The following is a 26,667-nucleotide window of genomic DNA, read 5'->3' as shown; positions in this document are numbered from 1 at the left end:
ACGGGTCTGCTCCGGACGCCCGGCGCAGGCCCGAAGGGTGGGGCGGGCCTCCCCGGGGATGAGCCCCGCCCCGGCGGTCCTACTGATCCGCCCTGGAATGGGAGGTGTCGTCAAGTGAAACATAGTAAACTCCGCCTTTTTCGGTACTTGGCCCCCGACGCGAAGGCCATGGAGGCCGAGCTCGACCGTATGGCCCGCTCGGGTTGGGCGCTGCGGTGGCTCCACTGCGGACTGGCCTGCTTCCGCAGGACACAGCGCCGGGACCTCTCCTACTGCGTGGAGCTGTGCCCCGCCAACCGCGCCGGGGAGGAGGATGCCGGCTATCTCCGCCTCTGCGCCGACGCTGGCTGGGAGCTCCGCGCCCAGTCCGCCGGCTTCCGTGTTTTCGCCTCCTCTCCCGGCGCCTGCCCCGCCCCCCTCCAGACAGACCCCGCCCTGGATTTCGAGGTCAATTGGAAGACGGTCCTCCGGCAGGCCCAGTGGAACTTTCTCCATCTCCCCTTTGTGCTGGCCTTCAACCTCCTCCTGGGCCTCTTCACCGCCGCCCGCCCCATCCACTGGTGGGGGGTCTTCCTCTCCCTTCCCCACCTGCTGCTCCTGCCCTGTCTGCTGCTGGTCCTGCTGTGGGACACGGCCAGCTTTCTCTGGCTGGGCGCCTTCCGGAAACGCTGCCGTGGGGCCGTGGGGTCCGGCGCACCGCTCCCCGTCCCTTCCCGCAGGGCCGCACGTGGGCGTATGCTCTGCTCCACCCTCGCCTCCCTGTTGCTACTCCTGTCCCTGCTTCTGACCTTCTGGCCGTCTCCGGGGCGTATCAACGACTTGGTCTATCCGGCGGACCTCTACCCTGTGGTCCGCTCCGGCGACCTGAGCGGCGGCGCGGAGGACACCGGGAGCGGCTACCTGCTGTGGGAGGGCTCCCCCCTGCTCCGTCACGCCCAGTCCCTCACCTTTCTTGCGCATACTCCCGTCCGCACCGACTACTATCTCTGCCGCTGGGACTGGCTGGCCGACGTGGTGCGGGATTCTCTCCTGGCCGAGGAGCAGAGCGAAAACGCCCTGCATTTTCATGCTACCCCCATCCATCCGGAGCCGATAGAGCTGGGCTTCGACCGGTCCTGGCTGTACATCGGCCCGGACGGCTGGCAGTCCCTCCTGCTGGTGGAAGGAGACGTGGTCGCCTCCGTGGAGGGTCCCACCGATTTTACCGATCCGGCGGTCCTGGACATGGTCCGGGCCCGTCTGGCGCTGGAAAAAAGCCCAGACCCTGCGCCGGAGGCCCGGCCGGTCGGGATGTCCGCCCCGGTAAAACAGGCGCAAGGAGTGGAGGGATTCCATGCATAAGACGGAACGATGGGTGCTCTTCCCCTATCTCGCTATGGACTATAAAGCCGCTGAGGACTGGCTCAATCAGCAGGCCCGCGCCGGCTGGCGGGTCGCCTCCTTCGACCTGAAGGGCTGGACGGTCTACCTGCTCCCCGCGGACCGGCCGGGCATCCGCTACTGCGTGGATCTCTCCGGAGAGAGGGCCCGAAACCAGGAGAGCTACCTGGCCCTCTGCCACGAGGCGGGCTGGGGACTGGTGGAAACAGTGCGCTCCATGAACGTTTTCTGCACGTTGCCCGGCGCGGACCCCGCCCCCATTCAGACCGACCCCGGCCTGGAGCGGGACCGGTTCGAGCGGATCTACTTCTGGAAGAGCTGGCTGCTCCTTCTCTTCATGCTGTTGTTCCCTCCCCTGCTGCTGAGCCTCCTGTGGCTCCTCCTTGAGGGGGGCGACCCTGCCTTCTGGTACAGCTTTCCCCTCTTCCTCCTCTCCAGCCCGGAGGGCGCCTTCTCCGCGCTGTTCTGCGCCCTGGCCGCGGCGGTGGTGCTCTGGCAGCTCGGCTCCATGCTGCGCTATTTCCTCCGCTGCCGGGCCGCCGTCCGCTCAGGCGGCGAGATGCCCGTCCCCAGCGCCCGCCAGGCCCGCCTGCGGGGAACAGGTGAGTTTCTGCTGCTCATCGCCTATGTACTGCTGTTGGTCCTCCGGCTGGTGGACATGTCCGCTCCCAGCTACCCCGTCACCTATTTCCCGGAAGAGCGGGACAGTCTGCGCTCCAGGCCGGTCATCATGGCGGAGGATGTGGGGCTGCCTCCCGGCGAAGTGCTGGGGAGGCTGGAGGAGACCGGCTCCCCCCTTCTGCAGCATATCAGCTATCTGGACTACGCCGGTCAGGGCATCGCGACCGACTCCTATCTCTCCTGCCTGGAACCCCTGGCACGCTGGACGGCTCTGGCCCTGCGCCGCACCTCTGAACTTCCGCTGGCGCCTGTGGAGTTGGGCTTTGACGAGAGCTGGAGCTACACCGGGGAGGACGGCTTCCACATCCTTCTCCTTCGCCAGGGCAAGACGGTGTCACGGCTCTCCGGCGCCGTGGACTGGACCGCCCCCGCGCTGCGGGAGGTCCTGCGGACGCGGCTGACGTCAACATGAGCGGTCCCTCTGGTAGAAACGCCCATTCCGGTGTATACTAGAGTTTGCTTCCCATATGGGAGCATTTGCTGCTATGGAGGGATCTGCTATGTCTGAACTGCTTTTTGTCAACGCCTGCGTTCGGGGCGCGCGCTCCCGCACTCTGGCCCTGGCGCGGCATTTTCTCACGGAATATGAAAAAAGCCACCCGGGGGACCGGGTGACGGAGCGCAATCTGATGGAGGAGCGGCTGGAGCCCCAGTACCCCGAGGTACTGGCGGAGCGGGATACGCTGTGGAACGCCGGTCGGCTGGAGGAGCCCATGTTTGCCCCCGCCCGGCAGTTCGCCGGAGCGGACCGCATCGTCATCGCCGCTCCATTCTGGGACCTCTCCTATCCCGCCATCCTGAAAATTTACCTGGAGCGCATCTCTGTGACCAATCTCACCTTCGGCTATGACGACGCCGGGAACAGCGTCGGCCTCTGCCGGGCGAAGCGGCTCCTCCTCATCACCACCCGCGGCGGAAACTTCTCCCTCCCGGAGACCGCGTGGATGGAGTCCGGGGCCCGCCACCTGCAAGCCCTGTGCGCCATGTACGGCATCCCCGACTTCCATCTGCTCTGCGCGGAGGGGCTGGACGACGTGCGCAACGACAAAGCCGCCCTCCTGGCCGGGGCCATGGCGCAGGCGGAGGCGCTGGCGCCCAACTTTTAACCGGGCGCCAGTGCCTCCATTCCGGGTAGGTTCCGCAGCACGCCGAAAACCAGCAGGAAGGCCGCCATGGCCCAGATGACGGCCTGCTCCGCCCGGGTGGGGCGGGTGCGCCCCTGCCGTACATAGGCCCCGGCCAGCCGCGCCAGTAGTATGCCCAAGGGCACCGTCAGCACCATCAGGGCCGGGTTCCACCTCCAGGCCGCGGGCAGATCCAGGCGTAGCAGAGCCATACACATCCGGGACACCCCACAGCCCGGGCACCAGAGTCCGGTCACGGCATGGAAAGGACATGGCAGGTACCAGCCCGTAAGGCCGCAGAAAAGCGCATAGGCGAGCCCGATCCCCAGGACCAGGCCCGCCCGCCGCAGGAGTTCGTTTCTTCTAGAAGGCATCGCCGGTGCCGGGGGTATAGTGGTTGACCTCATTCTGCATCAGGGCCCAGGCTACGATATCCAGCCCGAAAATGGAGAGTACCAGATACAGGATGGACAGGCTACCCGTAGGCGTACCCTGTTCCGCCCGGGCCGCGTCCAGCTTTTCGCCCATCTTGTAGCACCAGTAGATGCTGTAGATGCCGCAGCTGAGCAGTGTAAACAGAATGACCATGCCGCCGCTGGTGCCGGGCCGCCCCGTGACCTCGTTGATGTCCTCGTTCAGGCAGTAATACCAATAGATACCGTAGATCCCACAGGTGATGATGCTGAGCACCACACACATACCAACGCTGCGATACTTCATGTTTGTAACCTCGCTTTCTCTTTCTCTATACGTAGTATACCTGTTCATTGGAGGAGAATCAAGTGAAACATATTCTTTTGCTTACCACCGGGGGGACCATCGCCTCCCGACCCACGGAGGAGGGACTGGCTCCCGGCATGGACGGGGACGCGCTGACCCGCCATTTTCCCCTGCTCTCCGAGAATTACGCGCTCACAGTCCGCGATATCCTGCACCTGGACTCCTCCAACATCCAGCCGGAGGAGTGGCAGCTCATCGCCCGCGCTGTCCACGATCAGCGCGCCGCATATGACGGCGTGGTGATCACCCACGGCACCGACACCATGGCCTACACCGCGTCGGTGCTCAGCTTCATGCTCCGCGGCATTCCTATCCCCGTGGTGCTCACCGGCTCCCAGCTCCCCATCGAACACCCGCTCACCGACGCGCTGGAGAACCTGCGCATCGCCTTCGCCATGGCCGCCTCCGGCACACCCGGCGTCTTTGTGGCCTTTGACCGTAAGGTGATCCTGGGATGCCGGGCGGTCAAGACCCGCACCAAGGGCTTTGACGCCTTTGAAAGTGTCAACTGGCCTCCTGCCGCCTTGGTGGACGGCGGTGGGCTGCATATCGATCCCGCCGCGCTGCCCCCCGCCGCCGGGGATCGCTGCACGCTCCGGGACGAGCTGTGCAGGGACGTCTTTCTCATCAAGCTGACCCCCGGTCTCAATCCGGAGATCTTCGACATGCTGCTGCAAATGCATTATCGCGGGGTGGTAATCGAGGCCTTCGGCGCCGGGGGACTCCACTTCATCCGCCGGGACCTCATCTCCAAGCTCCACAAAGCGGCTCAGGCGGGCATGTCCGTTGTGGTCTGCTCCCAGTGCCTCTACGAGAGCAGCGACTTCACCCTCTATCAGGCCGGACAGCGCGCGCTGTCCCAGGGCGTGATCCAGGGCTATGATATAACCACAGAGGCGGCGGTTACAAAATTGATGTGGGTGTTAGGCCAGACGGAAGATCCGGTCCAGGTGAAAGCCTATTTTGCAAAGAGCCTGGCAGGCGAGGTATCCTTGCCGCAGTGACTGTCTTGCATGTTTAGTGGGCATCTTAATTTGAAAGAGCTCCGTGAACGCCAGGGGCTGACCCAGTCCGGACTTGCCCGCAGGCTCGGTATCAGCCGCGGCACGATATCGCAGTGGGAATCCGGCGCCTCCAAGATCAGCTCCGCCAGGCTGGAGCAACTATCCGACATTTTTAATGTGGACATCAGCCGCCTGACGCAGTCCACGGCGTCCGCTCCGGCCTCCGCCGGCGTGGGGGAATGTCCGGACGCCGCCGCTCCTGTACCCGTTCCGCCCGCCTGCGAAGGCGCCGCCGCCGTTCTGGAGAAATTTTGCAGTCTTGCCGCCCAGATGCGCTCTCTGCGCAACCAGTTCGACCTGTCGGAGCTGGAGCAGGCGGTCCAGGAGGCCCAGAGCCTGATCGACGCCTTTGAGATCCCTATCCTGAGCTTGACCACCGAGCAGTTCACCGCCGGCGCCTCCTCTCTCTCGGAGGAGGCCCTGTTGGCCCGCTACAGCCGTCTGCTGAAAAAGCGGGCCTCTTCCCCCAGGGAAGACCAGTGACACAAAAAAGGGGGCTCCCCTGCTGGCACAGCGGAACCCCTGGAGAAAACGCGGCCCACGGCCGACGCAGTCCGTTTTTATTGTATCGAAATGCCGGCCAAAAGTCAATGTTTTCTCTTTTTGTGTGCGGTTCTCCATACCATCACACAAAAGGAGGAGGTGTACATACCCCCATGGACCACAGAGCAGATCTCTACGTGCTGCCCCACCCCAAAGGCGGCTGGCAGGTCCGCCGCCACGCCGCCGCCAAGGCCATCCGGCGGGTGGCGTCCTACCAGGAAGCCCTGGAGATCGCAGCGCGGATGGCTGCAAACGAGCAGTTATCTCTCCTGGCCCGGTATCGTCCGGCCGGGGAACCTTCCGCCTGAGCCGTCGGGCTCTGCCAAAACACGGGGGCGCGTCCTAGTCGGACGCGCCCCCGTGTTTTACATCTCTCTCCGCCCTTCCAGCGCCCGCATCAGCGTGGCGTCGTCGGCATACTCCAGGTGGCCTCCCACCGGGACCCCATAGGCCAGCCGGGTGATCCTCACGCCAAAGGGCCGCAGGAGACGGGCCAGATACATGGCCGTGGCCTCCCCCTCCGTGTCCGGGTTGGTGGCCATGATGACCTCCTGCACCTCGCCCGAGGCCACCCGCTCCAGCAGTTCCTTGATGTGAAGATCATCGGGACCCACATGGTTCATGGGAGAAATGACCCCGTGGAGCACATGGTAGCGCCCCTGATACTCCCGGGACCGCTCCATGGCGATGACATCCTTGGGATCGGCCACCACACATACCGTTCCGCCGTCCCGCTTGTCGCTGCGGCAGATGGCACAGGGCCCCTCGCCCTCCGTGAGGTTCTGGCACACCGGACACAGAGAGATGGCCCGCTTGGCGGTCACGATGGCGTCGGCAAACGCCTGTGCGTCCTCGTCGGGAAGGGACAGCACAAAAAAGGCCAGCCGCTGGGCGCTCTTGTTGCCGATGCCGGGCAGCCGTGCAAACTGCTCCGTCAGCTTTTCCAGGGCCGGGGGAAAATACTGCATAGGATGTTACCTCCAACGATTGATCTGTGCATTTTTTCCGATGACGGGCCCAGAGAGGTTACCCTCTCAGGGCCGCGATGGCAGCCGCCGGGTCCGGCGCACCGTACACCGAGGAACCTGCCACCAACACGTTGGCTCCGGCGGATACCGCCTGACGTGCGGTGTCAGGATCGATCCCTCCATCCACCTCCAGATTGCAGTCCGGCTGATAGCGGTCGATATACCGGCGGATCGCCTCCAGCTTGGGAAGCTGATCGGCCATGAACTTCTGTCCGCCGAAGCCGGGCTCCACTGTCATCACCAGCACCAGCTCCACACCCAGCTCCAGGTAGGGGAGCACCGCTTCGGCCGAGGTGATGGGCCGCAGGACGATCCCCCGCTTCACCCCGCGCTCCTCCATGCGCCGGAGGGCCTCCCGGATGCGGGGCGGCATATCGGCCTCCAGGTGGACCGAGAGCAGATCGGCTCCGGCGTCGGCAAAGGCATCCACATAGCGCCCCGGCTTTTCCACCATCAGATGGACGTCCAGAAACATCTCCGTGTGCCTGCGGATGGACGACACCACCGGCACGCCGATGGAGATGTTGGGCACGAACATGCCGTCCATCACGTCCACATGGAGCCAGTCGGCGGAATCCACCCGCCGGATCTCCCGCTCCAGATTGCAAAAATCCGCTGAAAGGATGGAAGGAGCAATTTTAATCATCTTTTCATCTCTCCTTATGGAAAATAAAATCCTTTTGCGGTATGCTCTTCCCATACCCGGTCCCGCAGAGGGGCACCGAGGCGTCGCCGCCGGCATAGGATACGACAAGCGGCAGGCGGCTCGCAAAGGCGGGCCGCAGGCGCCCCGGGACAGCCGCCGGCCTCCCACGGCAGCGCGCGGAAGCGTGCCGGCCTGGCGGCCCCACGCCGTCTCCCGGTCCGGCGGCGACGACCCGGCGGCCCACCGCACGAAGATAGCCGCCCCCCGGAGGTCCGCCTCCGGGGGGCGGCAACAGATATTCAAGGGGCTACACGCTGGTGGTCATGACCTCACGGACGTCGTAGCCCCCGTCCTTCACCGCCTTGATGATCTCCTGCTTGTGGACATGCCCAAAGGCCTCCAGCGTCACGCGCAGTTCCACGCCGCTCTGGCGGTTGATGTTGACGAACTGGTTGTGCTCCAGGCGGATGATGTTGCCGTTCTGCTCCGCCACGATCTCCGCCACCCGCACCAGCTCGCCCGGCCGGTCAGGCAGCTGCACCGAGAAGGTGAATACCCGTCCCCGGCTCACCAGGCCGTGCTGGACCAGGGAGGAGACGGTGATGACATCCATGTTGCCGCCGGAGAGCACGCTCACCACATTCTTGCCTGTGCAGTCCAGATGGGCCAGGGCGGCTATGGACAGCAGCCCGGCGTTCTCCACGATCATTTTGTGCTTTTCCATCATATCCAGGAAGGCATCCACCAGCTCCCGGTCCTCGATGGTGAGGATGCCGTCCAGATTCTGCTGCACATATGGGAAAATCTTGTCCCCAGGGGTCTTGACGGCCACGCCGTCCGCGATGGTCTCCACCCTGTCCAGGCTGACCACATGGCCCGCCTCCAGGCTGGCCTTCATGGAGGCCGCCCCGGTGGGCTCTACGCCGATGACCTTTACATTGGGGTTGAGGAGCTTGGCCAAGGTGGCCACCCCCGCGGCAAGGCCGCCGCCGCCCACGGGCACCAGAATGATGTCCACCTCCGGCAGATCGGAAAATATCTCATAGGCGATGGTCCCCTGTCCGGTGGCCAGAATGGGATCGTTGAACGGGTGGATGTACGTATAGCCCTCCGCCTCCGCCAGTTGGGAGGCCAGCTCCGCGGCGTCGTCAAAGACGGCGCCGTGCAGGATGACGTTGGCCCCGTAGTCCTTGGTGTTGTTCACCTTCACCAGGGGCGTGGTGGTGGGCATGACCACCGTTGCCTTCACGCCGGCGGCCTGGGCGGCGTAGGCCACCCCCTGGGCGTGGTTGCCAGCGGAAGCGGTAATAAGGCCCCGCGCCTTCTCCTCCGGGGTGAGGGTGCTGATCTTATAGTAGGCGCCCCGGATCTTGTAGGCGCCGGTCACCTGCATGTTTTCCGGTTTGATATAGACATGGTTCCCCGTGGCTTTGGAAAAAGCCACGGAGTGGACCAGATGGGTGTCCGCGATCACGCCCGCAAGCACACTGCGGGCGGCCTTGAAATCCTCCAGCGTCATCATTGACCATCGCTCTCCCTCTTCGTTTACAGCTATAACTTATATATAATAATAAGTTTTCCACCCCCTGTCAACCATCCTGTCCACGGTTCCCTTCCGCTTTTGCAAGGGCACCCGCGTCCTAAGACAGGCAAAGTAAAACGGAATCCCATTGACACCCTTCCCACGGAAGGGTACAATAATTCTGTATCTTCTCTAAGGAGGCAGTTATGGCTAAGGTAGTAAAAAAATCTGTGGTCCCCATCTATGCGGTGGCCGTGGTGTGGCTGATCTTCGGGCTGTTCCTGCCCCTGTACCGGCCCCTCCATTATGCGGCGGCGGCGGGTGCCTCCCTGGCGGCCTTTCTCATCGCCAAGGCCATCTGGCCGGACCGCAGCTTCGAGACCCCGGAGGCCGCGAAGGACTCCGATCCCCAGGCGGAGGTGCCCCCCAAGGCGGAGGAGAAAAAGGCCCCTTCCACCGGCAATCCCGAGCTGGACGCCCTGATCCAGGACCGGGACCGGGCCGTCTCTGAAATGCGTCGTCTCAATGACGCCATCGAGGACCCCACCCTCTCCGCCCAGATCGACCATCTGGAGGAGATCACCAAGAAGATCATCTCCTATGTGGTGGAGCACCCTCAAAAGCTCTCCCAGATCCGCAAATTCATGAACTACTATCTCCCCACCACCCTCAAGCTCCTCAATGCCTATGACAGGATGGGCTCCGCGGGCGTGTCCGGCACCAACATCGACGGCACCATGGGAAAGATCGAGACGATGATGGACACGGTCACCAAAGCCTTCGACAAGCAGCTCGACGCCCTCTTCGGCGACGAGGCCCTGGATATCTCCACCGACATCACCGTGATGGAAAACCTGTTGGCCCAGGAAGGACTGACGGGCGAGCAGCTCCGCAGCGAGTCCTGACGGGCCTGCGGCGCAACTAGAAAGGATGGTTCAATATGGCCGACAACACCGATTTCACCCCTGAACTCACGCTGACCCCCGATATGGGTGCGGCGGCCGCCGCCGAGGCCCCCAAGGCCCCCGACGCGCCCAGCCTGACCCTGAATCCCACCGTGGCTCCTGAGGACGCCGCCGAGGCCCAAAAGGTCCGGGACGCCAACGCGGTCAAGCTGGATGAGAGCCAGCTCACCGAGGCGGAGCGCAAGATGGTCAACGAGTTCGCCCAGAAGATCGATATCAAGGACTCCAACGTGGTCCTGCAGTACGGCGCCGCCGCGCAGAAGAATATCGCCTCCTTCTCTGAAAACACCCTCAACTCCGTCCGCACCAAGGACCTGGGCGAGATCGGCCAGTCCCTGGCCGGTCTGGTAGGAGAGCTGCAAAACTTCGGCCAGGAGGAGAAGAGCGGTCTCTTCGGCTTCTTCCAGAAAAAGAAAAACGATCTGGAGTCCATGAAAGCCCAGTACGCCAAGGCCGAGACCAACGTGAACAAGATCGTGGCCGTGCTGGAGGGCCATCAGGTGACCCTGATGAAGGACATCGCCATGCTGGACCAGATGTACGATCTCAACACCAAGTACTACAAGGAGCTCACCATGTATATTCTGGCGGGCAAGAAGCGCCTGGAGCAGGTCCGCGCCGGCGAGCTGGAGGAGCTGCGGAAAAAGGCCGCCCAGAGCGGGGCCCAGGAGGATGCCCAGGCCTACAACGACCTGGCCAACATGTGCTCCCGCTTTGAAAAGAAGATCCATGACCTGGAGCTCACCCGTATGATCTCCATCCAGATGGGCCCCCAGACCCGGCTCATCCAGAACAACGACGCCCTGATGCTGGAGAAGATCCAGTCCTCCCTGGTGAACACCATTCCGCTGTGGAAGAGCCAGATGGTCCTGTCGCTGGGTCTGGAGCACTCCCGGCAGGCCACGGCGGCCCAGAGCGCCGTCACCAACATGACCAACGAGCTCTTGCAGAAGAACGCCGACATGCTCAAGATGGGCACCATCGAGACCGCCAAGGAGGCCGAGCGCAGCGTGGTGGATATCCAGACCCTGCAGCACACCAATCAGCAGCTCATCTCCACCCTAGACGAGGTCATGAAGATCCAGCAGGACGGCGCCCAGAAGCGCCGGGAGGCCGAGCTGGAGCTGGGACGGATCGAGGGCGAGCTCAAGCAGAAGCTGCTGGAGCTGCGCGGTTGAGCCGGACGCCTTTTGTACCTGTGGGATACGAAAATAAGGAGTGCCTATGAAGTTCTTTCAAAAACGCAGCGTAGCGGTGGTCCTCACCCTTCTGATCATCCTGGCCTCCATCGGCCTGGGTCAGGTCCGGCGTCCCGTACAGTCCTCCCCCGCGCCGGAGCCCGCCGATCCCTCAGCGCTGGACACCAGCCTGAACACCTCCGGCTACACAGACTGGCTGTGGGACGAGGCCGGTGTGCTCTCCGATGCCACAGAGGAGACGTTGTGCCTCTATAACGCCAACTGGGACGCCCGTTACGGTATGATCATGGCGGTGGCCGCAGTGTCCGACACCGACGGCATGGCCATCGACACCTACACCTATCAGCTCGGCAACGACATTGGTCTCGGCTCCCAGGACCTGCTGCTGGTAATGGACGTGGGTGGGCAGGACGCCTTCCTGATCCCGGGCGACAGCGTGACCTCCGCCCTGAGCGACTCCGTGATCACCCAGTACATGGACCAGTACTACGACGCATTCATGGCCAGGGATTACGACACCTTCGCCCTGGGGGTGTTCTCCTCCTTCCAGACGTTCTTCTCCTCCCATCTGAACGCCGCACAGAGTACGCCGGCGCCCGGCTATGCCGAGGGTTATGTCCGAGATGTGAGCTGGGTGGTCCAGATCTTTTTCCTCATCCTTCTGATCCTCATCGTATTCTCCATCATCGACAGCACCCGATACACCGCCTACCGCAGAAGATATTACGGTATGGGGGTCCCCCCGGTGGTCTTTCGCCCCCTTCTCTTCTGGCACGGGCCTGGCTACGGCTGGTATCGGCGGCGCTGGCGCCAGCCTCCTCCTCCGCCCGGAAGGGGTCCACGTCCCCCCAGAGGGCCGGGAGGCGGACCCACGCCCCCGCGGGGCGGCGGTTTCAGCTCCGGTCCCAAGCGCGGCGGCTTCGGCGGCGGTTCCAGGGGCAGCGGCTTCAGCTCCGGCTCCAGGGGCAGCGGCTTCAGCTCCGGCTCCAGGGGCGGCGGCTTCAGCTCCGGCTCCAGGGGCGGCGGCTTCAGCTCCGGCTCCAGGGGCGGCGGCTTCGGCGGCGGTTCCAGGGGCGGCGGCTTCGGCGGCCGCCGGTAATTCGCATCTCTCCATACCTGACGGGCATCCAAGCTGTCGGAAAAGCCATTTCGAGCTTTTCCGACAGCCTTTTGAATGTTTCAACGGGAGACACACCGGGGCTGCCGCCCCTTTTCCTGCGGCATGCCGCATATTTTCCAATCCGACACAACTCCAACACATTTTTTTGGTATCCTGCATATTGAGGAGGGGATCGACAATGGCTGACCGGATCCTGATTGTGGAAGATGAGCCCCGCATGCGGGATATCCTCCGGGACTATTTCCATGCCCACGGGGTGGAGGCCGACCTGGCCGCAGACGGCGCGGCGGGTCTGGACCGCTTCCGGGCGCGGGACTACGACGCGGTACTGCTGGACGTGATGATGCCGGGCCTGGACGGCTACGGCGTGTGCCGTGCCATCCGCCGGGAGAGCCGGGTCCCCATCCTCTTCCTCACGGCCCTTGGCGGGGAAACTCACGCGCTGGAGGGCTACGGGCTGGGTGCAGACGACTATGTGACCAAGCCCTTCTCCCTGGCCGTTCTCCTGGCCAGGACCACAGCCCTGATCCGCCGCAGCCGCGGCACCTCCGACGGCACGCTGATCTGTGGGGAAATTCGGCTGGATACCGGCCGCATGGCCTGTACAGTATGTAATACTGCTGTCAAATTATCCCCTCGGGAGTATGATCTGCTCCTCTGCCTCCTGCGCAACCGCGGCAGGGTCCTCTCCCGGGAGCACCTGCTCACCCGGGTATGGGGCTGGGATTTTGAGGGGGAGCTCCGGGCGGTGGACGTCCAAATCAAAAACCTTCGCGCCGCGCTGGGGCCCGCGGGCGGACAGATCAAGACCGTGGTCAAGGCGGGCTACAAGCTGGAGGAGGCGTGAACGATGCGCAAGCTGTTCTGGACCGTTTTTCTGCGAACGGCGGCGGTTTTTCTGGCCTTTTGGGCACTGATGGCGGGTGTGATCTCCTTCCGCAGTCTGGACGCCCGGGAGGCCTCTCTGCGTGCAGAGATCCGCGAGACCCTGGACTGGAACCTCATGAACTGCCAGCTGGTGCTGGAGGGGACGGCGGCGGCTGTGGAAAAGCCCGCCCTGCTCGCCGACCGGATGGCCGCCTGCTCCCCCGCCGCCGGCTCCATGGGCGTCTTTCGCATCTACGATTTGGATGGGACGGAGCTTGCCCGCAGCCCCCTTACCTCCGGCTATTTCTCCCTGCCCGGCACCGGAGTCTACGACTACTTCCTCCATTTTGATCCGGTCCTCACCGATGACGAACAGCTCGCCCTGGCCCGCCTGCTCCGCGCCGATAAGGACCTCTGCGCCTTTTATGGGGCGGAGGGCGGCCTCTATGGAGAGGGCGATGTGGACAGACCGGGGCTCTATGGCGAGGTCACCGGCGTGGTGGAGCACAATGTGGTCTACCCACAAAAGCTGGTGTACTACTTTGCCGACGGCCCTCTCACCCTTCTCGACACCGACAGCGCCTATTTTGAAGGCAAGACCCTCACCACCCTCGCCTTTGACGCCGCCCGGCTGCAGTCCCCCCTCATCTGGAGCGATGATCCGCCGGAGCTGGCTCTGCAACTCTTCCGGCAGGCTCAGGCCCGTGTGGACAGTCTGGTGGGCAGCCGCGGGCCGTCCGCCAGCTGGGTCGGCGCCGTGGAAGGCGGCGCAGGCTACGCCCACTGCGGTATAGTGGCCCCCTACGACAATCTGATTTCCGCCTACGGCGCGGCCTACCCTCCCCTGCGTCTGGCCACCCACGGCCTCGGACTGCTCTATGGGAGCACCTTCTTCTTTGCCCTGCTCCTGGCTGTTCTGGTGGCCCGGTCTCAGTCCCGCTCCCTCCAGCGGGAGCGGGACCTCACCAACGCCGTGGCTCACGAACTCAAGACCCCGCTGGCCCTGGTGCGCTCCTATGCCGAGGGGCTCAGCGAGGACATCGCCCCGGAAAAGCGGGAGGAATATCTCTCCGTCATCGTGGAGGAGTCGGACCGGATGGCCGCCCTGGTGGGCTCCCTCCTGGACCTCTCCCGGCTGGAGTCGGGGCGTGCCCGGTTCCAGCCCGTTCCGGTGGCGCTGGACCAGGTGGTGCGGGACGTGCTCCGTCCTCTGGAGCACCCAGCCCGTAAAAAGGGGATCACCCTCTCCCTGACGCTGGAGCCCTGCACCCTGTCCGGGGACCGGGAACAGCTCACCCGGCTGGTCGGCAACCTGGCCTCCAACGCCCTGCGCCACTGCGCTCCCAGGGGCGAGGTGCGCTTCCTGCTCCGTGTGGAAAAGGGCAGCGCCCTTCTCCGGGTGGAAAACGACGGAGACCCCATTCCCCCAGAGGTCCTGCCCCGGCTCTTCGAGCCCTTTTACAAGGCGGACCCTGCCCGGACCCGGACCCAAGGCGGCACCGGGCTGGGGCTTGCCCTGGTGCAGGAGATCACCGCTCTTCACGGCGGGCGGTGCGGCGCGGACTCCCTTGCCTCCGGTGCGGCCTTCTGGTGCACGTTTCCCATTTGCCAAGCGCCCGATTCCATGGTATGATATCTCTATCAGAAGGAGGTAGATCCCGTGGAATACGACCGCGTTCGCATTAAGCTGGCGGCCAAGGCCGCCGTCCGCCAGGGCTCTCCCCGCCCCTGGCTGGTCACGCTGATCTATCTGCTCCTTACACAGGCCCTGGTCTCCGCAGTTTCCACGGCCGCCACGCTTCCGGTCACCCTTGCCGCCGGGGCCAATCTTGCCATACGGGGCCATGGCGGCCACATCAGCCGCGGGGCTACGTCCGCCGCCTCCGGGCTCTTCCTGGCGGTGATGGTCTTCCTCTACCTCCTGGCTATGCTGTTCACCCTGGTCATGCAGACCGGCTATCTCCACTACACCATGCGGCTCTGGAGGGGCCGCCGCACCGAGATCAAGGACCTCTTTTTCGGCTTTCACCTGGCCGGGCGGATCATCTGCCTGTCCCTGCTGCTCTTTCTGCTCAGTTTCTTGTGGACCGTGGTCTCTCTGGCGGTTCTGGTCCCATTTTCCCTGCTGGCCGTCTGGCTGGACAGCCAGCTTCTTGCGCTCCTCCTCCTCCCGGCCACTGTACTGAGCATGGCCCTCCTCTATAACCGTCTGCTGCGGTACGCCCTCTCCTACTATCTCCTGCTGGACCATCCCGATTGGAGGGCCCTGGACTGCATCCATGAGAGCAAGCGCCTAATGACGGGCCGCCGCTGGTCCCTTCTTCTTCTGTCTCTGTCTTTTTTGGGCTGGGCCCTGCTGGTGGCCGCCATCATCCTGGCGGTTTACCTGTTGGGCGGCTTTGCCATCTTCTTTTTCTTCCAGGTGAGCCGTGGGGGCTTTGCCGCCCTTCCGGTGCGTGTCTTCGGCATGTTCCTCCCCCTGCTCCTGGCCGCGGCCGCCCTGCTGTGCAGCGCCCCGCTGCTCCTGTGGCTCACCGCCTACATGGGCACGGCCTTTGCCGGTTTCTACGACTGCGCCGCCGGCACTTCTCCCGCCCCCGTGGATGAGTCCGCTCCGCCGGCGCCTGTCGAGACCTACTGCCGGGTGGGCGGGCCCGACAAGGCATCCGTCCCTCACTACTACTATTCCGGCGCCCCGGCCGGGGAACCGCCCCGCCGGGTCCCCGGCCCGCCTCCGTCTCCCCATGAGCCGGAACTTCCCCCCGGCTTCTACACCGGTTTTCTCCACAAGGACCCCCCGGAAGACGGAGCGCCTTAAAATAAGCGGAAAGGGGGCCCGCTCAGATCACCTGGGCGGGCCCCCTTTGCTTCAGGGTTATAAAAAACGGTGCGGCTCTTCCGGGCTGTCTGCCTATTCCGATATGCAGACAAGTCCTAGCGGTCCATCTGTCGGAGCACCAGGGGCAGGACCAGCTCGGCTACCCGCTGTTCCGCCGCGGCGGAGAGGTGGCGCTTCGGGGTCGTCCGCTCGTTGAACCAGCGCTCCGGGTCGCCCAGGAAGGGCGTATAGAGGTCTACGAAGGGGATCCTCAACTGATCGCAGAGGCTGGCGAGCGACTCGTTCCAAATGGGTAGCCGGGCCTGCACATCCCGCCCGGCCACCTCCTCTGAGAACCAGGGGATTCCCAGCAGAATGAGGGGTATACCGGCTTCCCCCGCCTGGTCCAGCACGTCGGAGACCTCGGAGAGGAATTCGCCCAGAGGGACCTCCAGCTTCTTGGCGTCGTTGGTGCCGAAGCCCAGCACGCACAGGTCAGCGCCCTTGGTGGCGGCGTCGAAGTGTTCCATGGCGAAATCCGCCTGGATGCCGGGGTGTCCCTCGTTTTTCACCGCCACGTCCCTGCCCCGATCCCGCAGAAGTGCCTCCAGGCGGGCAGGCCAGGCGTCCTCCAAGGGGCCCGCCGTGCCGGTGTCCCCCAGATAATACCTCGTGTTGGAATCTCCAAAGGCTACGATCTGATACGACATTTCTCCTTCTCCTCTCTTTTGCTCACCCGTCGCACTCCGGGCAGAATCCGTAGATGGGGACACCTTTCTTCTGTCGGGCCCACTGGCGGTCTCCATAGGAATAGTGCCACCACTCACAGCCGTAGTTGACAAAGCCTGCCGCCTCCATCACATGGAACAAGAGCCGCCGCTGGTCCCGCATCGTCTCCCTCCCACCGTCCGTCCGTTCAAACCAGTCGGTGTGAGCCTGACTGGTGAGGTTGTCAAACCCGGTACCCATATCCATGGGCGTTCCATCCAGACACAGCGTCAGATCCACCGCGCCGCCGGTGGTATGGGGCGCGGGCCGGTCCAGCCGCTTGACCGGCCTGGCCACATAGTCCTCCAGTATGAGCTCCAGTTCCGCCGCTGAGATGCCCGGGCGTTCCTCCTGAATGACCGTTTTGAACTGGTCATAGATGGCCCGCTGTACCCGCAGGGGGCGCAGCCCATCAAAAATCAACAGGGAGTATCGCTCCGGCAGCAGCGCAAGCACGCACCTGAGCCGCTCCCACATCCCCTCCCGCACCCAGCAGCGGTCCAGCGCGCCATCCAGCCCCTGGCGCAGATAAGACGCCCCGCAGAGGATCCGGGGCGTCCGCCCGGTAATATCCACCAGAGGCTCGCCGCACTCCTCAATGGGGGGCACCAAGTCCCATCCCCGGTCATCATAGGGCGGGATCGGTTTCCAAAACTGTTCCGGCTCATCCATGCTCTACGGTCACCTCAAACCATTTGGAATGTATCTGTTCCTCTGCAAAACCGCTCTCCCGGTAGAGGCGGAGCGCCGGCATGTTGGAGCTGGCTACCCGCAGGAAACAGCTTTGAAAGCCCAGTTCGGCCAGCCGGTCCATGGCTGAGAGCAACAGCTCCCGGCCCAGGCCACGGCCCCGGAAGCCCGGCCGAAGGGCAATGCCCTCGATCTCCGGCTCTTGTCCGGCCAGCGCCAGCTCATAGACGCCCACCGCCTTGCCCTCAAAGAGAAAAAAACCACAGTCATGATCTTCGTCCAGACAGGTTTCCAGCTCCTCCGGACCATAGGTCGCGGAATTGGGCACATCAAAAAATCCCTCGTTATGGATTTTGAGCCATGCTTCGCCCTCCGCAGGGCGGAGCGGTTCCAGCACAGCCAATCCTCCGGGCCCGGGCCGCGCCTCTCCCAGCTCCCGGCGCAGGAGCAGCATATCGTGTACATGGGTCAGCCTGCACCGCCCCAGCTTCCCCTCATGCAGGGGTGCGCCTGGATCAGTAGAGGCGGCATAGACCCGACGGGCCCCTGCGGAAAACAGGGCGCCGGCCTCCCGTTCCAGCACATGGGCCAACTCGTCCGGCGGGCATCTGCGAACGGCAAGATACCCCTTGCCCTTGGGTGCGATCTCCGCAGCGAAGCGCTCTACCTCTACATCCCCACCGGGTTGCTTCATCTTCTCTCAGTCCTTTCGTGCGTCTTATTTTATCACAGCACGGTCTCCTGCGCAATGGGAGGGCGGAGGTCATATGACCTCCGCCCTCCCATCAGCAGACTGTTTAGTCCCCTTGGAGCGCATCGTAGCCTTCCTCCCCGGTGCGGACCTTGACTACGCTCTCCACATCATAAATAAAGATCTTTCCGTCTCCAATATGTCCCGTAAACAGCGCCCGTTTGGCTGCAGAGATCACTTCACTCACTGGAACCTTGGAAACCACAATATCGACCTGCACTTTGGGCAATAGATTCATGGACATTTCTACGCCGCGATAGTATTCAGTCTTTCCTTTTTGTATGCCACAGCCCAAGACCTGAGTAACGGTCATACCCGTCACACCGATATCATTCATGGCGCTCTTTAGTTCTTCAAAACGGGCCTGATTACAGATGATGGTGACTTTCGAAAGCTTTACATCAGAGGCGGATATCTCCGCCTTCGCATCGGATACCACCTGGACCGGAATGGCCTTGTCCATTTCTGCGGCTCGGGATCCGGCAGGTGCTGGAATGCCATTCGTACCCGAAATACCATTCACGCTGGTGGCCGGCATAAAGTCGGCATAGGCGGAGACCAGACCGTGTTCCTGGATGTCCAATCCCTCAATCTCCTCCTGAGCAGAGGCGCGCAGCCCAATGGTATGTTTGATGACTTGGAACACGATCGTCATAGTGACCACCACCCAGGCAATGACGAAAAAGACACCCAGACATTGGGTCATCAGGAAGGCCGTGCCACCCCCATAGAGCAGACCACCGTTCAGGGCGAAAAATCCGGTGAGTATAGTGCCCATCGCCCCACATACGCCGTGGACCGAGATTGCGCCCACAGGATCGTCGATTTTGGCCACCTTGTCAAAAAATCCGATGGCCAGCGGCATTACGATACCGACACAGATGCCGATCGCCGCCGCCCCGCTAATCGAGACCATATCGCACCCTGCGGTAATGGCCACCAGTCCGCCCAGGGCCGCGTTGAAGGTCATGGATACGTCAGGCTTCCCATAGCGCAGCCAAGTAAAGACCATGGTAGTGACGCAGGCTACCGCTGCTGCCATGTTGGTGGTGCAGAAGATAGATCCAGCCAAAAGCATGGTCTCATCCCCTTCCATCCCCACGGTGGAACATCCGTTGAAGCCAAACCAGCAAAACCAGAGGATAAAGACTCCTAGGGCAGCTATGGAGAGGTTGTGTCCCAGAATGGCCCGGGGCTTGCCATCCTTACCGTACTTTCCGATCCGGGGCCCCAGGATCTTGGCGCCCACACAGGCGGCCACACCGCCCACCATATGGACGGCCGTAGACCCTGCAAAGTCGTGGAACCCAATCTGCGCCAGCCAGCCGCCGCCCCAGATCCAGTGGCCAGAGATCGGGTAAATCACCAGAGAGATCACTGCCGAGTAAATACAGTAGGAGATGAACTTCGTCCGTTCCGCCATAGCCCCGGAGACGATGGTGGCGGCAGTGGCGCAAAAGACTGTCTGAAAAATAAAGAACGCCCAGATCGGGACCCCTGCAGGAAGGATTGCTGTATAATCACCCCGTACCAATGGGTCGAAGCTCCCAATCAGAGCACCTGTGCCACCAAACATAATCCCAAACCCAACCAGCCAGAAAGCGGGGGTTCCGATACAGAAATCCATAAGATTCTTCATAAGGATATTACCGGTGTTTTTGCTACGGGTAAAGCCGGCCTCGCACATAGCGAATCCAGCCTGCATAAAAAAGACCATCGCTGCTCCGAGCAGCACCCAGATTGTGTTGACCGACGAATACATCTTTCACTCCTCCTCATTCTCCGACGACAGCAATCCGCCGGTAAAGCAGAAGGACGCTCGGCCCGCCATCTTCGGCGGATCGAGCGTCCTTGCTTATTGCCTAAAAGTTTATCGAAGAATTTGCATCTTGTCAATATCAAGAATTCATTTTCAGGACACAACATAAAATACTTGCAAAATAAAATATTATTTTATGCACTCTAACACAAATTTTCCTGCACTCCATGCAATCGGACCGATACCGGCCGCCGCAGCGTTATCGAATCCGGTGTCACTTTGCAGTCCCAGGCCAAAATTTGTACCCCTCGCTCCGCCGCACGCCGCACCGCCGTGCCGAAGGCTGGATGGGTCCGGTCATTGGGGGCCCAAAAGGCGACGCCCTCCATCTGGACCACCAAAAAGAGCGCCGCCTCATAGCCCTGCTCCAGACAGGCGCACAGCTCTTCCACATGCTTGACCCCCCGCGCCGTCGGGGCGTCCGGAAAGTACACCGCGCCGTTTTCTTCCAGTGTAACTCCTTTGACCTCCACGAATCCCCTCCGATTTGATGCCTCCCAGTAAAAATCAAATCTAGAATTCCCCCAAGTAGTCTCTGGGCGCAGTAAAGTAAGCCCCTCCTGAAACCCGCCTACGCCCACCCACTCGGCAAAGACACGATTGGGCGCCTGGGCGTCCATATTAATGAGGCGCGCTCCCTTTTCCACAGCAACCAGATCGTAGCATGTCTTCCGGTCCGGGTTCCCGCTCTTTTCCAGGTAAACATTGGCGCCCGGCACCAGCAGTTCCCGGCAGCGCCCTGTGTTCTTCACATGAACCACCTCAGGCTTTCCGTCCAGGAGCACATTGGCGATAAAGCGATTGGGGCGGCTAAGGAAAGTGGCCCTATAACTATTGTCGTATTGCATGGCGATGCTCCCTCCCAAAAACTACAAAAAAGCGGACAGAATTCTCTGTCCGCTTTTTTGTGTCGGCACTACCTATCTTCCCGGCCCGTCTCCAAGCAAGTATTTTCGGCGCAAGTGAGCTTAACTGCCGTGTTCGGAATGGGAACGGGTGGACCCTCACCGCAATCAGCACCGACTGCTATTTCAACTGCTCTCACACAGTCAAAACCAATATGAAGTTTAAAATGGTGACCCGTGCGGGAATCGAACCCACGTTTGCGGCGTGAGAGGCCGCCGTCTTAGCCGCTTGACCAACGGGCCATATGGTGCGCCTTCACGGATTCGAACCGGGGACCCACTGATTAAGAGTCAGTTGCTCTACCAACTGAGCTAAAGGCGCATACAAAAGTCTACACCTTCAAAACCGAACAATGTGAAGAAGTTGAGGACAAGCGCCTGCACAATCATGTTAAGGTCAAGCCCTCGGCGGATTAGTACCGGTCAGCTGCACACGTTGCCGTGCTTCCACCTCCGGCCTATCAACGTCATAGTCTACGACGCGCCTTACTCCTAATGGATGAGAGATCTAATCTTAGGGGGAGTTTCACGCTTAGATGCCTTCAGCGTTTATCTCGTCCGAACGTAGCTACCCAGCTATGCCCTTGGCAGGACAACTGGTGCACCAGAGGTTCGTCCATCCCGGTCCTCTCGTACTAAGGACAGCTCCCTTCAAATCTCTTACGCCCGCAACAGATAGGGACCGAACTGTCTCACGACGTTCTGAACCCAGCTCGCGTGCCGCTTTAATTGGCGAACAGCCAAACCCTTGGGACCGAATACAGCCCCAGGATGCGACGAGCCGACATCGAGGTGCCAAACCTCCCCGTCGCTGTGGACGCTTGGGGGAGATCAGCCTGTTATCCCCAGGGTAGCTTTTATCCGTTGAGCGACGGCATTTCCACGCACATACCGCCGGATCACTAACTCCAACTTTCGTTACTGCTCGACCCGTCGGTCTCGCAGTTAGGCTCGTTTATGCGTTTACACTCACTGCACGGTTTCCGTCCGTGCTGAACGAACCTTTGAGCGCCTCCGTTACCTTTTTGGAGGCGACCGCCCCAGTCAAACTGCCCACCTAACAGTGTCCCCCGACCGGATTCACGGCCGCAGGTTAGAAAACCAGCAAATCAAGGGTGGTATCCCAAGGTTGACTCCACCTAAGCTGACGCCCAGGCTTCCAAGTCTCCCACCTATCCTGTACATGATTTACCGATTTCCAGTATTAAGCTACAGTAAAGCTCCATGGGGTCTTTCCGTCTAGTTGCGGGTAACTGGCTTCTTCACCAGTACAACAATTTCGCCGGGTGGGCTGTTGAGACAGTGCCCAAATCGTTACGCCATTCGTGCGGGTCAGAACTTACCTGACAAGGAATTTCGCTACCTTAGGACCGTTATAGTTACGGCCGCCGTTTACTGGGGCTTCAATTCAAACCTTCGCCTTGCGACTAAGCTCTCCTCTTAACCTTCCAGCACCGGGCAGGCGTCAGCCCATATACGTCATCTTTCGATTTAGCATAGACCTGTGTTTTTGGTAAACAGTCGCTTGGGCCTATTCTCTGCGGCCTGCTCGCGCAGGCTCCCCTTATCCCGAAGTTACGGGGTCATTTTGCCGAGTTCCTTAACAACCCTTCTCCCGTTGGCCTTAGGATTCTCTCCTCATCTACCTGTGTCGGTTTGCGGTACGGGCGCCTTAGTATACCACATGCCTTTTCTCGCCTCTGGACATCAAGGACTTCCCTACTATTTTTCGGTCCCTTACGCCCGGGTCAACCAACGCCCGGGTTCCCCTATTCCAAAGTGTCAGCATGCTTAAAGTTCGGCGGCTACGGAATTTCTACCGTATGTGCATCGACTACGCCTTGCGGCCTCGCCTTAGCTCCCGGCTTACCTTGGGCGGACGAACCTTCCCCAAGAAACCTTAGATTTTCGGCCATTATGATTCCCACATAATTCTCGCTACTCATTCCGGCATTCTCACTCGAATACAGTCCACCGCTGCTCCCGCTGCGACTTCACCCCATATTCGACGCTCCCCTACCCCTGTCTTGCGACAAGCCCAAGCTTCGGTTGCATGCTTAGCCCCGTTATATTTTCCGCGCAGAGTCACTCGACCAGTGAGCTATTACGCACTCTTTTAATGAGTGGCTGCTTCTAAGCCAACATCCTGGTTGTTTTCGCAACTCCACATCGTTTTCCACTTAGCATACATTTGGGACCTTAGCTGTGGGTCTGGGCTGTTTCCCTTTTGACCACGAAACTTATCTCACGTAGTCTGACTGCTAGTCATCAATTAGCCGGCATTCAGAGTTTGATAGGGTTCAGTAACCTTATCGGCCCCTAGCCCATTCAGTGCTTTACCTCCGGTAATCTAAACTAACGCTAGCCCTAAAGCTATTTCGGGGAGAACCAGCTATCTCCGGGTTCGATTGGAATTTCACCGCTATCCACAAGTCATCGCCGGTCATTGCAACGAACGTGCGTTCGGTCCTCCATGGGGTTTTACCCCCACTTCAACCTGCTCATGGATAGGTCACCCGGTTTCGGGTCTATTGCAACAAACTTTATACGGGCTATTAACCCTCGGTTTCCCTGCGCCTCCGGTACTGAATACCTTAAGCTTGCTTGTTACAATAACTCGCCGGACCATTCTACAAAAGGTACCTCATCACCCATTAACGGGCTTTGAGTGCTTGTAAGCACAAGGTTTCAGGTTCTATTTCACTCCCCTCCCGGGGTCCTTTTCACCTTTCCCTCACGGTACTGCTCCTCTATCGGTCATCAGGTAGTATTTAGGCTTGGAGGGTGGTCCCCCCTGTTTCCCACCGGGTTTCACGTGTCCGGCGGTACTCTGGATCCTCACTGATGCAATTCGCTTTTCGCCTACGGGGCTCTCACCCGCTGTGGCTGGCCTTCCCATACCATTCGGCTAAACTATTGCACCGTTATGTGAGTCCACAACCCCAGAGAATAAATCCTCTGGTTTGGCCTCTTCCGCGTTCGCTCGCCACTACTTGCGGAATCTCGGTTGATTTCTCTTCCTCGCCCTACTTAGATGTTTCAGTTCAGGCGGTTCCCCGCGTACGCCTATTTGATTCAACGCACGCTGACAGAGTATTGCTCTGCCGGGTTGCCCCATTCGGAAATCTACGGATCAATGCGTATGTGCCGCTCCCCGTAGCTTATCGCAGCTTGTCACGTCCTTCGTCGGCTCCTGATGCCAAGGCATTCCCCTTGCGCTCTTTCTAGCTTGACCTTTCGCAGAACCATCTCCTGGTTCTACGTTATGATCATGAATTATGCAGGCCTCAAAGAGTTCTTAATTGGCTTATTGTTTTTACCCTTCACTAGAACAGCTTTCGCCATTCTATCTTAAAGTTCCACAACATTTGCTATTAATTGCCCTCTGTTGCTTGCTCTCAATACTTTCTTTCACATTGTTCAGTTTTCAAGGTGCAGACCTCTGTCCCTTTCAGGACAGATTTCAGTCCTCAATCTCCATCGAGCACTGAAATCTGTTCTAAATGGTGGAGGTAATCGGACTCGAACCGGTGACCCCCTGCTTGCAAAGCAGGTGCTCTACCAACTGAGCTATACCCCCGCGTCCGGTGTGCCAAGCTCTGCTAAAGCTTCCTTTGCCTTCCTTCTTTCTCCAAAGAAAGAAAGTGGTGGGCCCAAGTGGACTCGAACCACCGACCTCACGATTATCAGTCGTGCGCTCTAGCCAGCTGAGCTATGGGCCCATATGGCGTGCGCCCTCTAAATTAAACAACGTGAAGCGATCCACTCCCCAGAAAAGCCTGACCTTAGGACTTTTCGATGAGTACTTCTCCCCATCGAGCTCTCCTTAGAAAGGAGGTGATCCAGCCGCACCTTCCGATACGGCTACCTTGTTACGACTTCACCCCAATTATCGAACCCACCTTCGGCCGCGCCCCCATTGCTGTTAGGCTACGGACTTCGGGTGTTCCCGACTCTCATGGTGTGACGGGCGGTGTGTACAAGGCCCGGGAACGTATTCACCGCGGCATGCTGATCCGCGATTACTAGCGATTCCGACTTCATACAGGCGAGTTTCAGCCTGCAATCCGAACTGGGACGGCTTTTAGGGATTTGCTCCACCTCGCGGCTTTGCTTCCCTCTGTTGACCGCCATTGTAGTACGTGTGTGGCCCAGGACATAAGGGGCATGATGATTTGACGTCGTCCCCACCTTCCTCCGTTTTGTCAACGGCAGTCTCGCTAGAGTGCTCTTGCGTAGCAACTAACAATAAGGGTTGCGCTCGTTGCGGGACTTAACCCAACATCTCACGACACGAGCTGACGACAACCATGCACCACCTGTCTCTACTTTCCCCGAAGGGCACCTTATGCATCTCTGCTTCGTTAGTAGGATGTCAAGTCCTGGTAAGGTTCTTCGCGTTGCTTCGAATTAAACCACATACTCCACCGCTTGTGCGGGCCCCCGTCAATTCCTTTGAGTTTCAACCTTGCGATCGTACTCCCCAGGTGGGATACTTATTGTGTTAACTGCGGCACGGAGGGGGTCAGACCCCCCACACCTAGTATCCATCGTTTACGGCGTGGACTACCAGGGTATCTAATCCTGTTTGCTCCCCACGCTTTCGCGCCTCAGCGTCAGTTAATGTCCAGCAGGCCGCCTTCGCCACTGGTGTTCCTCCCTATATCTACGCATTTCACCGCTACACAGGGAATTCCGCCTGCCTCTCCATCACTCAAGAAGTACAGTTTCAAATGCAGGCTATGGGTTGAGCCCATAGTTTTCACATCTGACTTGCACTCCCGCCTACACGCCCTTTACACCCAGTAAATCCGGATAACGCTTGCCACCTACGTATTACCGCGGCTGCTGGCACGTAGTTAGCCGTGGCTTATTCGTCAGGTACCGTCACTTGCTTCGTCCCTGACAAAAGAAGTTTACAACCCGAGGGCCTTCTTCCTTCACGCGGCGTTGCTGGGTCAGGCTTTCGCCCATTGCCCAATATTCCCCACTGCTGCCTCCCGTAGGAGTCTGGGCCGTGTCTCAGTCCCAATGTGGCCGGCCAACCTCTCAGTCCGGCTACTGATCGTCGCCTTGGTGAGCCGTTACCTCACCAACTAGCTAATCAGACGCGAGTCCATCTCAGAGCGATAAATCTTTGGTATCCAGAACCATGCGATCCAGATACATCATGCGGTATTAGCAGCCGTTTCCGGCTGTTATTCCCCACTCCAAGGCAGGTTACTCACGCGTTACTCACCCGTCCGCCACTAAGCATTCCCTTTCGTTGTCCGAAAACTCCGTCAGGGGTGCTCCGTTCGACTTGCATGTGTTAAGCACGCCGCCAGCGTTCATCCTGAGCCAGGATCAAACTCTCAATAAAATGGTATCTAAAGAACTTCCGTTCCTTAAATCATCTTATTGAAGCTTTCCATAGCTTCAAAGAAATTTGTCAAGAGCCTTTCCAAGTCTTGCGACTTTAGAAAGGACCTCAAGTCCTTTTCTGGTGCTTCGTGTTTCTTCTTCACGTTGTTTAATTTACAAGGTGCACGCCGCTCCAGCGGCGGGATTTTGATTGTACCACATGGCACTCTCATTGTCAAGCGTTTTCTTCAATTTCTTTCGAAATCATTTCGACACTTGACTCGTTTGCGTCTCACGCGAACTTTTATATCTTACCAGATCTTCAAGCCCTTGTCAAGCACTTTTTTCAAATCCCCTTGAATCAGTGCCGCCTCTCGGCTGACGCGAACTTTGTTATTCTAGCAGATGGCCAAGCTCTTGTCAAGCATTTTTTCAGCCGCTCACGGATTTTTCTTCCGCTCTTTGCCACTGTTTTCCTGCCCGGCGTTTGGCGCTCAGTTAATATACCAAACTCCTCCCCAATTGTCAACTCCTTTTTCCGTTTTTCTTCATTTTCTTTCTTTGACATACGAATGTCCACAGGATTCGTGGTTGCGGTCCTGGTTTAATCGTGTTACTCTTAATTATAATATAGGAATGGGAAGGGGTTGTTTT

The 26,667-nt window shown here is 60.3% G+C and carries 23 protein-coding genes, 4 tRNA genes and 3 rRNA genes; 12 read left to right on the top strand and 18 right to left on the bottom strand.

Going from position 1 to position 26,667, the window contains the following annotated elements:
• Nucleotides 1-114: 114 nt before the first annotated feature.
• The 3 genes from SRB521_RS03520 to SRB521_RS03510 all read left to right on the top strand — a co-directional run bounded on the left by SRB521_RS03520 (nucleotide 115) and on the right by SRB521_RS03510 (nucleotide 3,167).
• Nucleotides 115-1,341, top strand: coding sequence for a DUF2812 domain-containing protein (locus SRB521_RS03520; protein WP_165366554.1), 1,227 nt, complete (start codon nucleotides 115-117; stop codon nucleotides 1,339-1,341).
• Nucleotides 1,334-2,473, top strand: coding sequence for a DUF2812 domain-containing protein (locus tag SRB521_RS03515; RefSeq protein WP_116722208.1), 1,140 nt, complete (start codon nucleotides 1,334-1,336; stop codon nucleotides 2,471-2,473). Before SRB521_RS03520 ends, SRB521_RS03515 begins: the two co-directional genes overlap by 8 nt.
• An 88-nt stretch (nucleotides 2,474-2,561) precedes the next feature.
• Nucleotides 2,562-3,167 (top strand): FMN-dependent NADH-azoreductase, encoded by a 606-nt coding sequence (locus SRB521_RS03510; protein WP_075705311.1) that lies wholly within the window; start codon nucleotides 2,562-2,564, stop codon nucleotides 3,165-3,167.
• On the opposite strand, the gene SRB521_RS03505 is transcribed toward SRB521_RS03510, so the two are convergent.
• Together SRB521_RS03505 and SRB521_RS03500 are read right to left on the bottom strand one after the other, a co-directional pair.
• Nucleotides 3,164-3,559 carry a DUF2752 domain-containing protein gene (locus tag SRB521_RS03505; protein ID WP_075705310.1) on the bottom strand — a complete coding sequence of 132 codons (396 nt, stop codon included), beginning with the start codon at nucleotides 3,557-3,559 and terminating at the stop codon, nucleotides 3,164-3,166. The genes SRB521_RS03510 and SRB521_RS03505 overlap by 4 nt on opposite strands.
• Nucleotides 3,549-3,905, bottom strand: coding sequence for a DUF4234 domain-containing protein (locus SRB521_RS03500; RefSeq protein ID WP_033117471.1), 357 nt, complete (start codon nucleotides 3,903-3,905; stop codon nucleotides 3,549-3,551). Before SRB521_RS03500 ends, SRB521_RS03505 begins: the two co-directional genes overlap by 11 nt.
• Before the next feature lie 62 nt (nucleotides 3,906-3,967).
• Between SRB521_RS03500 and SRB521_RS03495 the strand changes: the two genes are divergently transcribed.
• From SRB521_RS03495 to SRB521_RS03485, 3 genes are all read left to right on the top strand, one after another.
• On the top strand, nucleotides 3,968-4,969 hold the full coding sequence (locus SRB521_RS03495) for an asparaginase (RefSeq protein ID WP_075705309.1): 1,002 nt from the start codon (nucleotides 3,968-3,970) through the stop codon (nucleotides 4,967-4,969).
• A 30-nt stretch (nucleotides 4,970-4,999) separates the two neighbouring features.
• Nucleotides 5,000-5,512: a helix-turn-helix domain-containing protein gene (locus tag SRB521_RS03490; RefSeq protein WP_165366553.1), complete on the top strand. Its 513-nt coding sequence runs from the start codon at nucleotides 5,000-5,002 to the stop codon at nucleotides 5,510-5,512.
• Between the two features lie 173 nt (nucleotides 5,513-5,685).
• Complete coding sequence (locus SRB521_RS03485; protein WP_058117086.1) at nucleotides 5,686-5,880, top strand: DUF2188 domain-containing protein; 195 nt, start codon at nucleotides 5,686-5,688, stop codon at nucleotides 5,878-5,880.
• Between the two features lie 57 nt (nucleotides 5,881-5,937).
• Here SRB521_RS03485 and recR read toward each other — a convergent pair whose 3' ends face one another.
• From recR to ilvA, 3 genes are all read right to left on the bottom strand, one after another.
• The gene (recR, locus tag SRB521_RS03480; protein WP_058117085.1) at nucleotides 5,938-6,540 is read right to left on the bottom strand and encodes a recombination mediator RecR; all 603 of its coding nucleotides are present in this window, start codon (nucleotides 6,538-6,540) and stop codon (nucleotides 5,938-5,940) included.
• 58 nt (nucleotides 6,541-6,598) lie between these two features.
• Nucleotides 6,599-7,246: a ribulose-phosphate 3-epimerase gene (gene rpe, locus SRB521_RS03475; RefSeq protein ID WP_075705306.1), complete on the bottom strand. Its 648-nt coding sequence runs from the start codon at nucleotides 7,244-7,246 to the stop codon at nucleotides 6,599-6,601.
• 307 nt (nucleotides 7,247-7,553) lie between these two features.
• A complete protein-coding gene (ilvA, locus tag SRB521_RS03470) occupies nucleotides 7,554-8,768 on the bottom strand; it encodes a threonine ammonia-lyase (protein ID WP_116722206.1) in 1,215 nt (404 codons plus the stop codon).
• Nucleotides 8,769-8,974: 206 nt separating this feature from the next.
• On the opposite strand from ilvA, the gene SRB521_RS03465 reads away from it, so the two are divergent.
• From SRB521_RS03465 to SRB521_RS03440, 6 genes are all read left to right on the top strand, one after another.
• A complete protein-coding gene (locus SRB521_RS03465; protein WP_075705304.1) occupies nucleotides 8,975-9,673 on the top strand; it encodes a 5-bromo-4-chloroindolyl phosphate hydrolysis family protein in 699 nt (232 codons plus the stop codon).
• 35 nt (nucleotides 9,674-9,708) lie between these two features.
• The gene (locus SRB521_RS03460) at nucleotides 9,709-10,911 is read left to right on the top strand and encodes a toxic anion resistance protein (protein ID WP_033117479.1); all 1,203 of its coding nucleotides are present in this window, start codon (nucleotides 9,709-9,711) and stop codon (nucleotides 10,909-10,911) included.
• A gap of 46 nt (nucleotides 10,912-10,957) precedes the next feature.
• Nucleotides 10,958-12,031, top strand: a complete 1,074-nt coding sequence (locus SRB521_RS03455; protein WP_116722205.1) for a TPM domain-containing protein — start codon at nucleotides 10,958-10,960, stop codon at nucleotides 12,029-12,031.
• Nucleotides 12,032-12,230: 199 nt separating this feature from the next.
• On the top strand, nucleotides 12,231-12,899 hold the full coding sequence (locus SRB521_RS03450; RefSeq protein WP_075705302.1) for a response regulator transcription factor: 669 nt from the start codon (nucleotides 12,231-12,233) through the stop codon (nucleotides 12,897-12,899).
• 3 nt (nucleotides 12,900-12,902) lie between these two features.
• Complete coding sequence (locus tag SRB521_RS03445) at nucleotides 12,903-14,552, top strand: sensor histidine kinase (RefSeq protein WP_116722204.1); 1,650 nt, start codon at nucleotides 12,903-12,905, stop codon at nucleotides 14,550-14,552.
• Nucleotides 14,553-14,579: 27 nt separating this feature from the next.
• On the top strand, nucleotides 14,580-15,737 hold the full coding sequence (locus tag SRB521_RS03440) for a DUF975 family protein (RefSeq protein WP_075705300.1): 1,158 nt from the start codon (nucleotides 14,580-14,582) through the stop codon (nucleotides 15,735-15,737).
• A 116-nt stretch (nucleotides 15,738-15,853) separates the two neighbouring features.
• Here the strand turns inward: SRB521_RS03440 and SRB521_RS03435 are convergent, their stop codons facing one another.
• The 13 genes from SRB521_RS03435 to SRB521_RS16295 all read right to left on the bottom strand — a co-directional run bounded on the left by SRB521_RS03435 (nucleotide 15,854) and on the right by SRB521_RS16295 (nucleotide 26,581).
• Nucleotides 15,854-16,447, bottom strand: a complete 594-nt coding sequence (locus SRB521_RS03435; protein ID WP_033117482.1) for an SGNH/GDSL hydrolase family protein — start codon at nucleotides 16,445-16,447, stop codon at nucleotides 15,854-15,856.
• Between the two features lie 22 nt (nucleotides 16,448-16,469).
• Nucleotides 16,470-17,177 (bottom strand): M15 family metallopeptidase, encoded by a 708-nt coding sequence (locus tag SRB521_RS03430; protein ID WP_116722203.1) that lies wholly within the window; start codon nucleotides 17,175-17,177, stop codon nucleotides 16,470-16,472.
• Complete coding sequence (locus SRB521_RS03425; protein WP_033117483.1) at nucleotides 17,170-17,889, bottom strand: GNAT family N-acetyltransferase; 720 nt, start codon at nucleotides 17,887-17,889, stop codon at nucleotides 17,170-17,172. The genes SRB521_RS03430 and SRB521_RS03425 overlap by 8 nt, the downstream gene beginning before the upstream one ends.
• Before the next feature lie 103 nt (nucleotides 17,890-17,992).
• Nucleotides 17,993-19,708 carry an ammonium transporter gene (locus SRB521_RS03420; protein WP_058117078.1) on the bottom strand — a complete coding sequence of 572 codons (1,716 nt, stop codon included), beginning with the start codon at nucleotides 19,706-19,708 and terminating at the stop codon, nucleotides 17,993-17,995.
• Between the two features lie 200 nt (nucleotides 19,709-19,908).
• A complete protein-coding gene (sfsA, locus tag SRB521_RS03415; protein ID WP_075705296.1) occupies nucleotides 19,909-20,613 on the bottom strand; it encodes a DNA/RNA nuclease SfsA in 705 nt (234 codons plus the stop codon).
• 60 nt (nucleotides 20,614-20,673) lie between these two features.
• A 5S ribosomal RNA gene (rrf, locus tag SRB521_RS03410) occupies nucleotides 20,674-20,789 on the bottom strand.
• Between the two features lie 49 nt (nucleotides 20,790-20,838).
• A tRNA-Glu gene (locus SRB521_RS03405) sits at nucleotides 20,839-20,913 on the bottom strand.
• A 3-nt stretch (nucleotides 20,914-20,916) separates the two neighbouring features.
• Nucleotides 20,917-20,992: transfer RNA gene (locus tag SRB521_RS03400), tRNA-Lys, on the bottom strand.
• Between the two features lie 71 nt (nucleotides 20,993-21,063).
• A 23S ribosomal RNA gene (locus SRB521_RS03395) occupies nucleotides 21,064-23,905 on the bottom strand.
• A gap of 269 nt (nucleotides 23,906-24,174) precedes the next feature.
• Nucleotides 24,175-24,250 (bottom strand) — tRNA-Ala (locus SRB521_RS03390).
• 65 nt (nucleotides 24,251-24,315) lie between these two features.
• Nucleotides 24,316-24,392, bottom strand: a tRNA-Ile gene (locus tag SRB521_RS03385).
• Nucleotides 24,393-24,500: 108 nt separating this feature from the next.
• A 16S ribosomal RNA gene (locus SRB521_RS03380) occupies nucleotides 24,501-26,032 on the bottom strand.
• Together the 16S, 23S and 5S rRNA genes with 4 tRNA genes alongside form the textbook arrangement of a ribosomal RNA operon.
• Nucleotides 26,033-26,374: 342 nt before the next feature.
• Nucleotides 26,375-26,581 (bottom strand): hypothetical protein, encoded by a 207-nt coding sequence (locus tag SRB521_RS16295; protein WP_207215996.1) that lies wholly within the window; start codon nucleotides 26,579-26,581, stop codon nucleotides 26,375-26,377.
• Nucleotides 26,582-26,667: the final 86 nt, after the last annotated feature.

Origin of the sequence: Intestinimonas butyriciproducens (genome assembly GCF_004154955.1) — a bacterium.
GTDB lineage: Bacteria > Bacillota > Clostridia > Oscillospirales > Oscillospiraceae > Intestinimonas > Intestinimonas butyriciproducens.
The sequence above is the reverse complement of the archived record's forward strand: the minus strand, read 5'-3'. Positions and strand labels throughout refer to the sequence as shown.